Source organism: Vibrio sp. CCB-PB317 (genome assembly GCF_022808245.1).
Lineage (GTDB): Bacteria > Pseudomonadota > Gammaproteobacteria > Enterobacterales > Vibrionaceae > Vibrio > Vibrio diabolicus.
This window is the reverse complement of sequence record NZ_JALGNU010000001.1, coordinates 1,686,476-1,700,243: the sequence shown is the minus strand read 5'-3', so window position 1 is coordinate 1,700,243 and position 13,768 is coordinate 1,686,476. Positions and strand designations below refer to the sequence as shown.

At 44.9% G+C, this 13,768-nt stretch carries 10 protein-coding genes; 5 read left to right on the top strand and 5 right to left on the bottom strand.

What is annotated here, in order from left to right; genetic code table 11:
- The first annotated feature begins 113 nt into the window (after positions 1-113).
- From MTR11_RS07810 to MTR11_RS07790, 5 genes are all read left to right on the top strand, one after another.
- Positions 114-1,238: a glycosyltransferase gene (locus MTR11_RS07810; RefSeq protein WP_182036580.1), complete on the top strand. Its 1,125-nt coding sequence runs from the start codon at positions 114-116 to the stop codon at positions 1,236-1,238.
- Complete coding sequence (locus MTR11_RS07805) at positions 1,235-2,668, top strand: GumC family protein (protein ID WP_243327257.1); 1,434 nt, start codon at positions 1,235-1,237, stop codon at positions 2,666-2,668. Before MTR11_RS07810 ends, MTR11_RS07805 begins: the two co-directional genes overlap by 4 nt.
- A gap of 220 nt (positions 2,669-2,888) precedes the next feature.
- The gene (locus tag MTR11_RS07800) at positions 2,889-4,007 is read left to right on the top strand and encodes a glycosyltransferase (protein WP_048626362.1); all 1,119 of its coding nucleotides are present in this window, start codon (positions 2,889-2,891) and stop codon (positions 4,005-4,007) included.
- The gene (locus MTR11_RS07795; RefSeq protein ID WP_005394229.1) at positions 4,000-5,187 is read left to right on the top strand and encodes a glycosyltransferase family 2 protein; all 1,188 of its coding nucleotides are present in this window, start codon (positions 4,000-4,002) and stop codon (positions 5,185-5,187) included. Before MTR11_RS07800 ends, MTR11_RS07795 begins: the two co-directional genes overlap by 8 nt.
- A gap of 10 nt (positions 5,188-5,197) precedes the next feature.
- A complete protein-coding gene (locus tag MTR11_RS07790; protein WP_005394228.1) occupies positions 5,198-5,836 on the top strand; it encodes a sugar transferase in 639 nt (212 codons plus the stop codon).
- A gap of 20 nt (positions 5,837-5,856) precedes the next feature.
- Here MTR11_RS07790 and MTR11_RS07785 read toward each other — a convergent pair whose 3' ends face one another.
- The 5 genes from MTR11_RS07785 to hrpA form a co-directional block, all read right to left on the bottom strand.
- Positions 5,857-6,246: an ATP-binding protein gene (locus tag MTR11_RS07785; RefSeq protein WP_046875242.1), complete on the bottom strand. Its 390-nt coding sequence runs from the start codon at positions 6,244-6,246 to the stop codon at positions 5,857-5,859.
- A 121-nt stretch (positions 6,247-6,367) separates the two neighbouring features.
- Complete coding sequence (locus tag MTR11_RS07780; protein ID WP_005394224.1) at positions 6,368-7,948, bottom strand: BCCT family transporter; 1,581 nt, start codon at positions 7,946-7,948, stop codon at positions 6,368-6,370.
- Positions 7,949-8,320: 372 nt separating this feature from the next.
- Positions 8,321-8,836, bottom strand: a complete 516-nt coding sequence (locus MTR11_RS07775) for an outer membrane beta-barrel protein (protein ID WP_005394222.1) — start codon at positions 8,834-8,836, stop codon at positions 8,321-8,323.
- Positions 8,837-9,035: 199 nt separating this feature from the next.
- The gene (locus MTR11_RS07770; RefSeq protein WP_005394221.1) at positions 9,036-9,515 is read right to left on the bottom strand and encodes an outer membrane beta-barrel protein; all 480 of its coding nucleotides are present in this window, start codon (positions 9,513-9,515) and stop codon (positions 9,036-9,038) included.
- Between the two features lie 182 nt (positions 9,516-9,697).
- Complete coding sequence (gene hrpA, locus MTR11_RS07765; protein WP_243327256.1) at positions 9,698-13,684, bottom strand: ATP-dependent RNA helicase HrpA; 3,987 nt, start codon at positions 13,682-13,684, stop codon at positions 9,698-9,700.
- Positions 13,685-13,768: the final 84 nt, after the last annotated feature.

Here is a 13,768-nt window from a genome sequence, read left to right as displayed (position 1 = left end):
TCAAATACCAACAGAAAGTCCAATTACCTGTTTTATAAGAAGTAAATCCTTGGCACGTATTGTGATTACTCTCTAGATTAGTAATCAAATAACGAAGACTCAAGGAGAGCCACATGACAGATATCGTAGTATTTGGAGAAGATTTTGGCGGGCTACCCTCCTCCACTCAACACATTGTCAAACGACTAGCAACGAGCCACCGCATCCTTTGGGTTAACTCAATTGGTCTGCGTCAACCTAGGCTGACTGCTAAAGACATGCAACGTGCGTTAAACAAGCTCGCTCGTGTGTTTAATAACGCTGGATCGCATAAGCCAACGTTAGAGTCTGAAATAAACCCAAATATTCACACCATTAACCTACTCACTATTCCTGCTCCAAGTTCTGCGCTGGCAAGAAAAGTAGCGGCTAAGATGATGAAATACCAGCTCAATAAACAGTTACACGCTCTTGGTTTTGATAAGCCTATATTTTGGACATCGCTCCCGACGGCCGCAGATGTTTGTGCGGAAATGAATTCACGTGGGCTAATTTACTATTGTGGCGATGACTTTAGCGCTTTAGCTGGTGTTGACCACGACACGGTTGCCAAGCATGAACGTACACTGGTTAACGCGGCTGATGTGATTTTTACAGCAAGTGACAAACTCGCCACTCAATTTCCATCTGGTAAAACCGTCACTTTGCCTCACGGTGTCGACTTTAGTCTGTTTTCTGAGCCAGCACCTAAGGCTGAAGATTTTCCTAATGATGGTCGCAAAGTGCTGGGCTTTTATGGCAGTTTGTCTGAATGGTTAGACTACGACTTAATTGCCCAAGTCGCAGACCAAGCGCCTGACTGGGATCTCGTGTTCATCGGCCCTAACGAGTTCAGTGATAATCCGCTTCCACAAAGAAGCAACATATACTACCTGGGCCCGAGAGCGCATCACACTCTGCCACGTTACTCCCAACACTGGGATGCCAGTTGGTTGCCCTTTGTTGATAACGCTCAAATCAAGGCATGTAATCCGCTTAAACTTCTTGAGTACTTGGCAACAGGAACCCCTGTTATCAGCACACCGTTTCCTGCATTAATGCCCTACAAACATATGCTTCATGTGGTTCAAGATGTCGAAGACGTGCGTGCCAGTCTCGATCACCTCCTACCGCCACCGACAGATTCAAAGTCATTTGTTCAACAGCAAAGCTGGGAAGCAAGAGCCAACCAAGTTGATAAATTAGTGAGGGCGCTATGAACGATTTAAGAGAAAACCTCAGCGTACTGTTACATGGTGCTTGGAGACGTCGCTACATGATCGTTATTCCTATGCTTGTATTGCCTGTGCTGGGTTTCATCGTAAGTAAACTGGTTCCGACGACTTATGTCGCTCATACGAGTATGCTTATCCAAGAGACAGCGAAAATGAACCCATTCCTTCAAGACCTTGCCGTCTCAACCATGCTGAAAGATCGATTGAGCGCACTCAGTACCTTGCTAAAAAGCCGACATGTTTTGTACTCAGTTGCCAAAGAACAAGCGCTGATTAGTGACGAAATGAGTGCCAAAGAGCAAGAGTTCATCATTAAAGATCTCGCGTCGCGTTTGTCTGTTCAGCAGCTCGGTAAGGACTTCATTCAAATCCAACTACGAAGTGGTAAACCGAATGGCATGGAGTCGATGTTACTCTCCGTCAGCGAACATTTTGTCGAACAGCTTTTAGCTCCTGAACGATCTTCAATTAAAGATTCAAGTCACTTTTTAACCATCCATATTAATAAACGCAGAGAAGAGCTGGATAAAGCAGAGCAAGCGTTCGCGGAATACAAGAATACTTACTCTCACGCGACGCCTGAAATGCAAGCACAAAGCCTGACTCGTCTGGCAAGCCTTAAACAAACCTTGGCAGAAAAAGAAGCGGAGCTTGCTGGTGTTACCCGAAGCCTAGGTAGTTTGGACCAACAACTTTCTAAAACCAACCCGGTTATCGGTAAGCTTGAAGAACAAATCATCGACATTCGTAGTGAGCTCACTTTGCTTCGCGCCAAGTACACTGAGGCGCATAGCATGGTTCAAGGCAAGCTACGAGAGTTAAACCGCTTGGAGCAAGAGCGCTCAGTACTATTGAACTCTAAACAACCGGAATTAAACAGCGCCCAACTTTGGGATATCGCAAGCAATACCACCGTAAACAGTCTTGGAGAAGCTCAGCCTCTTCTGGTCTCTCAGCTTCACCAACTGCAAATTATGCGCGGACGCTTTGAAGCCCTCACAGAAGAAACCAATAGCATACGAACAATGATTCAAGAGTTAGAAAGTAATGCGCATCGATTTGGTAGCACAGCAACAGAAATCAACCGCCTAGCTCGTGATGTCGCGGTAAAAAGAGAAATGTATGATGACCTTGTGGAGCGTTATGAAATGGCTCAATTAACTGGTTCACTTGGCGTATTTGAAGAGAATAAACGCGTGAAAATCATTGATGAACCTTTCACACCAACCATTCCGTCTAACTTACCTAGTTTTGTGTTTGTTATTTTAGGGTTTATCGGTGGCGCGGGTTTGGGCATTGGATTAGCGACGATACTTGAGTTAGCCGATAACTCTATCCGCTCTAAAAGAGCATTAGAAAAGCATCTTGGCGTTCCTGTGATCACCACTCTACCTAAAGTGGTATACGGAAGCTAACAGCCGTTAACACTCCATGACAAGCACTCGTTCAGCGAGTGCTTTTCTTTTTGTGCTTATTCTAACTCCGCATAAGGTTTCCACTAATATGAATCTCAAATTGAGAATAAACATCGAACTTCATATGTGTCGCCATTAACTTAATGTTTTTAAACACTTAATTTATTGGCACGCAGTCTGCAATTCCTGAATAAACAAAGAACTCAACGAGGGTTTGAGAATGGAATTCAGACAAAAGCAAAATAGCACTCAACGCAATAAAAAAGTGATATTACACGTCGTGCAGCACTTAGCTCCTGGCGGTTTGGAAACGCTCGTATTAGAGATGCTTCGTTTTGCGCAACCGAATCATTCCGTGTTTGTCGTAAGTTTAGAGGGAAGCAAAGCGCAAGCACTGCAATGCTGGTCAAAACTCTCGGCCTACCAAGGCCAACTGCACTTTCTCAATAAGAAACCTGGATTCAGCGGGACAACCATCAGTACGCTGACTTCCATGCTCAAAGGACTTAAGCCTGATGTGGTCCACACTCACCATATCGGTCCACTATTATATGGTGGGATTGCGGCACGCTTAGCGCAGGTGCCAGTAATTATCCATACTGAGCACGACGCCTGGCATCTGAATAACAGAAAGTCAGCTCGACTGCAGTCCCTACTGCTAAAAATGATTCGTCCACATGTGGTTGCCGATGCGAACTTTGTCGCCGAACAAATCCAGACAAAACTGAATTACCGCAAAGTCTGCACCATACATAATGGAATCGATTGCCAGAAATTTCAAAGCGGTAATCAAGCAACCAAGAGAAACTTGTTTGGGCTTCCAGCCAACAAAACCGTGATTGGAGTAGCTGGACGTTTAGAAGCTGTTAAAGGCCATAAAGTGCTTATCGAAGCCTTCTCTCATCTTACGCCAAACACACACCTAGCCATTGCTGGAGATGGTTCTCAGCGAGCTCAATTGGAAGCACAAGTTAGAACGTTAAAACTTGAGGATCGCGTTACCTTTTTAGGCTTGGTCGACGATATGCCCAGCTTTTACCAAAGCCTCGATTTATTTTGTTTACCGTCGCTTCAAGAGGGTTTCCCCCTCTCAACACTAGAAGCTCAAGCGTGTGACATTCCTTGTGTCGCAACCGATGTTGGTGGCGTGAAAGAGACGCTCTGCCCGATTAACAGCACATTGGTTGAAGCCAACCGAGTGTTCTCTTTGGCGGAAGCTTTGTCGCAGCAATTGAAATCAACCCATGGTTCTCCTCGAACTTTTATTCTCAAACATTTTGATATCAGAGACATGGTGAGTCGCTACTCACGTTTGGCCAAGGAGGCTAGCTATGAATGATTTACTTTGGATTACAGGTTTTGGTTTATCCGCATTTTTGATTGTCTATCATCATGTTGGTTATCCATTGCTACTTAAATGGCTTCCTTTAAAACAGCAAAAAACCACAGCACCATTTGTAGAGCGAGCTTACAAAGCCTCTCAAACAGACAGTCAGTTACCATCTATTACTGTCATCGTGCCCGCCTACAATGAAGAACAGTGGATAGCAGAAAAGATCCGCAACCTTGCGAGCTTAGATTACCCAAGAGATAAATTGAAAGTGGTGATCGCATGTGATGGCTGCACAGATAACACAGCCGAGATTGCTCAAGCGACGATTCAAGAAGCAATCTGCTCAGATACACTGTTCATCATTAATGACCACCAAGTCAATCGCGGTAAAGTTGCCCTACTCAACGAAGAAATGCGTCATGTTAACTCGGACATTACCGCACTGAGTGATACATCGGCATTGATTTCTTGCGATTCTCTGTTGCTAGCTAGTCAGCATTATCAAAATGAGAAGGTTGGAGTGGTTAACGCGACATATCAAATAATGAGTACCGATAACCAAGGTGAAGCAGCGTACTGGCAATACCAGTCTCGAGTGAAGCACCAAGAATCCTTGCTAGGTTCAACGATTGGCTCTCACGGTGCGTTTTATACATTCAGAACCCACCTATTTGAACCACTTGAAGTCAGCACCATCAATGACGATTTTATTCTCCCTATGAGAATCGTTTTGCGAGGCTATAACGCTATCTACGAACCTAACATGCTGGCTCTTGAACTCGAACAAAGCTCAGACGACGCAGACTTCAAGCGACGCCTAAGAATTTCAGCGGGTAACATGCAGCAGCTCATGCAATTAAAGAAATTACTGCTACCTCGCTATCGTGGCACTGCCTTTGCATTTCTATCGGGAAAGGTTCTGCGCTTAGCAACACCCTATTTGATGATTGTTTGCTTGGTTTGTTCACTACTACTGGCACACAACCCGCTGTTTCAAATAATGCTGCTCGCTCAAGCCTGTGTTTATGGTATCGCACTTGTCACTTACTTGGTGCCTGCACTTAACACAGTCAAGCCTTTTAAACTGATTAGCTACATCGTCATTGGTCATCTCGCCAATTTCATCGGCGGTATGAAGTATTTGCTAGGAATGGAAAATGGACGTTGGAAACGCGTCAACCAATAAGGAAAGCATCATGAAAAACTCACGCTACGATTCAAATGTATGCCACGCGAAAAGAACGTTTGATGTACTGGTTGCAATGTTTATTTTGCTCGTCACTGCACCACTATTCCCATTTATCGCGCTAGCTATAAAAATCACATCAAAAGGCCCAGTGATCTATCGTCAACTGCGTGTTGGGCGCTGTACACCAGAAAAAATGGATCTTTTTCAAATCATGAAGTTTCGCACCATGTATATTGATGCGGAGCAACGCTCCGGTGCAGTTTGGGCAACCGAAAATGATCCTCGAATCACACCAGTAGGACGTTTTTTACGTAAGACGCGTTTAGATGAGTTACCACAGCTGTTTAATGTGTTGAGAGGTGAAATGTCTATGATCGGGCCACGTCCAGAGCGCCCTGCTTTCTACCAAAAGTTGGAAGATGAAATCCCTTATTTTGTAGAACGCACATATGGCGTATTACCAGGAATTACAGGCCTAGCGCAAGTTAACCAAGGCTACGATGCTTGTATTGAAGATGTACGACGTAAAGTTGGGTTTGATCACAGTTACGCACTAAGCTTAGGTTCGTTCTACTCTTGGATTTCAATGGACCTTTCAATCATGAGCAAAACATTCGTTGTGATGATTGACGGACGAGGTCAGTAACCCCCTGGTTCTGGTAACGGTCACTCTTGCCACTGGCGTCGCATCTTTTCGATGGTCGCTGGTGGTACATCATGAATGCTTTGATACGCTCCGCGACACACCTTAACTTCCACCTCAATGCGCTTCTTCACGCAGTAGTCCAAGTAACGCTTCATCTCCCAGTGCCGAACAAACGTATTACTCACAATCACGACTTTCCCTTTGTTCAACCACTCTCGAGTTTGCTGAAAACACCATTCGTGCGCTTGGGGTAATTCAGTTGGGTTAAAGTGATAATCACCTTCATCATTTTCAAAATACATGTCAGCTTCAAAATGCTTAGCACCAAGCTCTATCGCCAGTTGCTTTGCTAAGGTTGTTTTACCTGAACCTGGAAGTCCACGAATAAGAATGAGTTTCGCCAGTGACATAATGCTGTTAAATGAGGTGGGAATAAGCCCAAACTGTAACGGAATTATTGAAAAAGAAAAGTAGAAATAAAAAATGCCGAACGCATTAGGCTCGGCATTTAAATTCAATAGTGGATAGTGTTTATTTGTAAGCTGACAGTTCGGTTCTTAACCCTTTAACCAAGCTTACACACATCAACAACAGAACAAAGGTAAACGGTAATCCCGTTGCAACCACACCGGACTGCAATGCTTGCAAGGCTTCTTTGCCACCAACCCAAAGCATAACGGCTGCAATTGCACCTTCAATACAAGCCCAGAAAATACGCTGTGGAATTGGTGCATCAATCTTACCACCCGCAGTGATACTATCGATAACCAGTGAGCCAGAGTCTGATGATGTAATAAAGAACACCAGAATCAGCACGATAGAAAGCATTGAAATCACTGAGCTATACGGAAGCGCATCGTAAACATGGAACAGAGTCAGTGAAATATCAGTTAGACCATTTGCACCTAGCTCACCAACTTTATTCACCACTTGGTCAAGCGCGATACCACCGAATACAGACATCCAAATCAAGGTAACGACAGTAGGAATAACGATCACTGCGAACAGGAATTCTCGAACCGTACGACCTTTAGACACACGCGCGATAAACATACCAACAAACGGTGACCAAGATACCCACCAAGCCCAGTAGAATACCGTCCAGCCGTGCATCCAAGTTTCATCTTCACGACCGTGAGGGTTGCTCAACGGGATAATATTTTCAATGTAAGCCATTGTTGTGTCGCGTAGCGAACCCCACGCCGTATCAAACGTGATAAAGGTAATGAAAATAAGCAGGGCAAACGCAACCACCATATTGACGTTACTCAGTAGCTTAACACCACCATCAATACCACGAATTACTGATAGCACCGCGATAAAGGTAACAAAGGTGATCACAATCATTTGTGTACCAATGCCGCCTTCTAGACCAAAGACATGGTTAATACCACTGGTCGCCTGCTGAGCACCGAGACCCAGCGACGTTGCAAGACCAAACAGCGTGGATAAAACGGCAAGAATGTCGATAACATGTCCTAACCAACCCCATGCTCGGTCACCAAAAATTGGATAAAACGCCGCGCGCAATGAAAGCGGTAAACCCTTGTTAAAAGCAAAAAACGCAAGTGCTAGTGCAACGAGTGCGTAAATACTCCAACCATGCACACCCCAGTGGAACATGGTGGCACCCATCGCGAGAGATTTCGCTTCTTCTGTGTATGGCACTGCGTTCAGTGGCATTCCCCACCAATCAGTGAAGTACGCGGTCGGCTCCGCCACACTCCAGAACAGAAGGCCAATACCCATACCAGCAGCAAAGAGCATCGACAACCAAGAAACGGTTGAGTGATCCGGCGTTGCTTCTTTGCCACCTAAGCGGATTTTACCCAGCGGAGAAAAAAGAAGAGCAACAGCGAATAATAAGAAGAAGTTTGTCGACCACATAAAGAACGCATCAAACTGTTCGATAATTCCGTTTTTCAGACCGTTTAATACATCACGAGCAGTGGTTGGCTCAACAAGAAGAAGTGAAATTAGACAGAAAACAACGAGACCCGCACTGATGCCAAAAACGGGGTTATGTATGTCGAATCCCCACTTTTGAACGTTGTCCTGTCCAACCTGATAGTCTGTTGTGTCGATACTATATTTTTTAAATGCATTATCCATAAATACAAATTTAACGTGAATTTGAAACGCCCCTCAGGTGAGAAGAACTCCAATACCGCCCTCCATTAATTTGAACTCTAAAGTTTTAAAGCGGGGCGAAGTTTAGCAGTAATCACATATTTTTGCAAAAAATCGCCATTTATTGCATTTTTGGCTCAATTAGAGGCAGATGAGAACAAAGTAATATCAACACAAAAATTATGAGGTCTAACGATTGATTTTATCGTAATTTGATCGTTCGAAAAGCACTGGAAATACTTGCGCTCTGTGGCTTTATCATTGATGGGCGCGTAAATTGAGATAAGTAACACTGACTTGGTTTCAAAGATAGCGATGAAACCAAGTCAGTAAAGTTTTCATAGAGACTGATTATTATAGGAAATGGAAGGTAATATTCCCCGTCACACTGCTCACGGTGTCACTATCGCTGTCAATATCCACGCCAAACGCTTGATAGCTTGCCCCAATAGAAACATTATCGAGCAAGAAGTATTCGGCACCGACACCATACATGTAGGAGACACCATCATCTTTATCTAGATTTCTCAGTCCGCCGTCATAATCAACATTGAATGCATTGATGCCACCTTTGGCATAGACATGAAGCGGCCCAAAGTCGATGCTTGGTTTCGCTGCTAAATAGAATGAATCAAAATCAGCACTACCCCTGCTGCCACTCAGTGATAAATCCACCTTGCCGTGATTAAAGTAACCTGCTTCAATGCCAATGAATGGCAAAATACCAGTACCTACATGAATACCGTAGGTTGTATCGTTTTCGCTATCAATATCAGATTGACCAATTTGACCGCCAGCGTAAATCCATGAGTCAGCCATTGCTGATGTTGAGCACAACGTTAGAGCTAATAACGAGAGTGTTTTTTTCATACTATCCCTTCCTGAGCGATTCCTAAGCGAAACATTACGCAAATATGCGCATTTAATCGCCACTATATATTGGAAAGCATGAGCATTTTAAGATCCAAAAGTGAATAATTTATGTTCAACTTTTGTTTTGTGACTTCCAGACAAAAAAACACCGACATAAAGTCGGTGTTTTTCATATGGATGTTAGAAAGCTAGACGCTTATAGGAAATGCAGTGTTGCGTTAACAGAGAACGTGCCGATATCGTCTTTACCCGCCGTGTAGTTCATGTAGCTAGCACCAACAGACATCGGACCAAAAATGAAGTACTCAGCACCTACACCGTACATTAGATCCAAATCGTCATCGTCTTTACCGCCTTTCACTTCTTTGTCCCACTGGTGGAAACCACCTTTTGCATACACATGCAGTGGACCAAAGTCGATGCTTGGCTTAAGTGCTGCGTAGTAAGACGTTAGCTTAGTGTCTTGACCATTTACGTTAAATTCACCGTGTTGCGTTACACCAGCTTCAATACCAATGATAGGTAGAATGCCTGTACCAACGTGAACAGAGTATGATGTATCCGTCTCACCTTTGTAGTCAGACTGACCTACTGTTGCACCACCGTAAATCCAAGAATCTGCCATTGCCGCAGAAGATGCGCCAAGTAGCGCCACTGCTAATAGAGTTTTTTTCATCATCTACCTTTACTCTTTATTATTCCCACGTCTGCATAACTCAGTCGTTGGTACTACAAATAAAGGGAGGCGAACCATTGCCTCCCAGAACTAAAAATTTACGCTTATTGAGTTACTAGCAATTAGTGTACCAGTAACCTCATACGCGATAATTACAAATCTGACGCTATTTTACTGGTTGATTAGCAAGCATCAATCGCGTTTTTGACTCGTTTATCAGAAACAGGATAAGGAGTGCCTAATTGTTGAGCAAAGTAACTCACGCGAAGCTCTTCAATCATCCAACGCACTTCTTTTACGTTTTCAGGAATGGCCACGCCTTTCGGGATCTTGTTCAGCAACTCCTTATAGTCTTGAGTCACAGATTCAATCTTCAGCATATGTAAACGATCTTTGTTTGGATCGATTGGCAACTTCTCCATACGACGCTCTATCGCACGCATGTAGCGAAGAATATCCGGCAAGCGTTTCCAGCCACATTCCGTCGCAAAACCTTTGAAGATCAAGCCTTCAATTTGTGCTTTGATATCCGACAGAGCAAACGCCATTGTGAAGTCGATTTTGCCTTTTAGCTTCTTATTGATGCTGAACGCCGTTGTCAGAATAGTCTCAACCTGTTTCGCGATCTCTACGACGGTATCACCCAGTTCAGCACGAACGTGTTCTTTCAACGCTTCGAACTTCTCTGGCTCCCAAACTAAGCCACCCTGCTCTTCAATAAGCTTATCGACACCACAGGCGATACAGTCATCAATCAGATCAAGCACTTTGCCGTAAGGGTTAAAATACAAACCCAACTTCGATTTGTTCGGTAAGTTAGCGTGCAAATATTTAATTGGAGACGGCACATTCAACAAAATCAAACGACGCTGACCAGCACGCATTGCCGTTATCTGCTCGTACTCCGTTTCGTAGAGTTTGATTTCAACGCTGTCTTTGCTATCAACAAGTGCTGGATACGCTTTTACATCGTAGCCACCACGTTTTTGTTGATACACTTTCGGCAATTCACCGAAGCTCCACGTATGCAGACCTTGCTGTTCAATATCGTCATCTGCCACTTTGGAAAGCGTTTCTTGAACTTTGTCTTTCAAGCTCTCTTTCAATTCGTGAAGGTCTTTATGTTCCTTCAGTTTGCGATTTCGATGATCAACCGCTCGGAACGTGACTTTCAAGTGCTCAGGCACCTGTTCCAAGTTCCAGTCTTCACGCAATACTTCTACACCCGTCATACGGCGCAGTTCTTTTTCTAGCGAGTCTAGCAGCGGTGCTTCCATTGGTGTTACACGTGCTAAGAATGCATCGGCATAGTTCGGCGCAGGCACAAAGTTCTTACGAATCGTCTTCGGCAGCGATTTAATCAAACTAACAATAAGCTCATGACGCAGACCAGGGATCTGCCAGTCAAAGCCCGCTGGCTCAACTTGGTTTAAAATCGGCAACGGCAAATGCACTGTGACACCGTCACTATCATCGCCCGGTTCAAATTGGTAACTCAACTTGAGCTTCAAACCATTTTGATGCCAGAAGTTCGGGTAATCCAAATCGGTCACATGGCTAGCATCACCCTTGAACAGCATCTCTTTTTCAAAGTTCAGCAGTTCAGGATCTTCTTTCGATGCTTTTTTCCACCACGTATCGAAATGTTTACCAGACACCACTTCGGTACCAACACGTTGGTCATAGAAATCAAACAGCTCATCATCATCCACCAAGATGTCACGACGACGAGATTTGTGTTCAAGCTCTTCCACTTCTTGCAGAAGCTTACGGTTTTGTTTAAAGAACGCGTGTTTGGTTTCCCACTCACCTTCAACCAATGCACTACGAATAAAGATTTCGCGGCTAACGGTCGGATCGATACTGCCGTAGTTCACCAAACGTTTCGGTACGATTGGCACGCCGTAAAGCATGACTTTTTCGTGCGCCATCACCGCCGCGCGTTTCTTCGACCAATGCGGTTCGCTGTAACTGCGCTTGATAAGGTGTTTGGCTAATGGCTCAATCCACTCCGGCTGAATCTTGGCAATGATACGGCCCCAAAGTTTCGAGGTTTCCACCAACTCGGCTGACATTATCCACTTAGGTTGTTTCTTAAATAGACCTGATGCAGGGAAGATATGGAAACGAGCATTGCGCGCGCCTTGATATTCATTCTTTTCTTGGTCTTTCATACCGATGTGCGACAGCAAACCAACCAAGATCGCACTGTGTACACCATGGTAAGAAGCAGGCTCATCGTTAAGTTTGAATTCCATTTCACGCATCGACTGATGAATTTGGAAGTAAACGTCTTGCCACTCGCGAACGCGCAAGTAGTTCAAATAATCTTGCTTACACTGCTTGCGGAACTGGTTGCTAGACAACGCTTTTTGCTGCTTTTGGATATATTCCCACAAATTCACAAACGTCAGGAAGTCCGACTCTTCATGGAAGAAACGACGGTGCTTATCATCTGATGATTGTTGTTTGTCTGAAGGACGTTCGCGTGGATCTTGAATCGACAAGGCCGCTGCAATGATCATCACTTCTTTAAGCGCACCATATTTTGGCGCTTCCAAAACCATACGCGCCAAGCGTGGGTCGATTGGCAAACGAGCTAATTGGCGACCGATGGAAGTCAGGCGTTTTTTCGGGTCTTTTACCTCAGAATTAATCGCGCCAAGCTCTTCCAGCAAACGAACACCATCTTGGATGTTACGTTTGTCCGGCGCTTCCACAAATGGGAAGGCTTGAATGTCGCCCAAGCCAAGTGCGGTCATCTGTAAGATAACCGATGCTAGGTTGGTACGCAGGATCTCGGGATCGGTAAACTCTGGGCGCGACTCAAAATCTTCCTCTGAGTACAGACGGATACAGATACCCTCTTCCACACGACCACAACGACCTTTACGTTGGTTCGCACTCGCCTGAGAAACTGGCTCGATTGGAAGACGCTGAACCTTAGTTCGGTAACTGTAGCGGCTAATGCGCGCCGTGCCCGGGTCGATAACATACTTGATGCCCGGAACGGTTAGCGAGGTTTCTGCCACGTTGGTTGCCAGTACAATTCGGCGACCAGTATGAGGTTGGAAAATCTTGTTCTGCTCGCCCGCCGACAAACGCGCATAAAGCGGCACAATTTCGGTGCTCTTCAGATTGCGTTTAGACAGTGCATCTGCGGTATCACGAATTTCACGCTCACCGTTCATGAAGATCAGGATGTCACCTAAACCTTCATCGCACAATTCGTCTACCGCTTCGAAGATGCCTTCAAGTTGGTCACGATCATTGTCGTCATCACCGCTTAGTGGGCGGTAACGGGTTTCTACTGGGTAAGTACGACCTGACACTTCAATAATTGGTGCATTGTTGAAGTGTTTTGAAAAACGCTCTGGGTCGATGGTTGCCGACGTGATAATTACTTTCAAATCAGGACGGCGTGGTAGCAACTCTTTCAAGTAACCCAAGATGAAATCGATGTTAAGGCTGCGCTCGTGCGCTTCATCGATAATAATGGTGTCGTATTGATTCAAGAAACGGTCATGCTGAATTTCAGCCAACAAGATACCGTCCGTCATCAATTTGATTTGGGTATTTTCAGAGATCTGATCGTTGAATCGAACCTTGTAACCAACAAACTCACCAAGCTTGGTTTCCATCTCTTCGGCAATACGGTTAGCAACCGAACGCGCCGCAAGACGACGAGGCTGAGTATGACCAATCAGACCGAACTTACCGCGACCAAGCTCAGCGCAGATTTTTGGCAGCTGAGTGGTTTTACCAGAACCGGTTTCACCCGCGACGATAACCACTTGGTTTTCTTCAATAGCTTTAGCGATGTCGTCACGCTTTTGGCTGACGGGCAGAATTTCTGGGTATTCAATCATTGGTTTGTAGTTGCTGCGTTGTTCCGCAACCATCATCGATTTAGCAATGTCGAGTGCAATTTCATCAAACACAGCATTACGTGCTGCATCTTTCTTAATTTTGCTCGCACCAGAAATGCGTTTACTTAAACGGAAGCGGTCACGCATCATGCACTGGCTTAACGCTTTGCGTAGAGACGCCGCGCTATTCATTTGAGCCTGAGGTGCTTTATCTTGTTTCGCTGTCGCCTTTTGCACACCATTTGACGGTGTCGCTTGCTCTTCAGCGGGATTCTTTTTTGGGGGCTGTGACGAGGTCAAAGCGTTTCCTATTCTTTTCATTACAAAAACTGCGCGGATTGTATCACACAAGATCTGCAACAAGATAACCGAAACCACATTCAA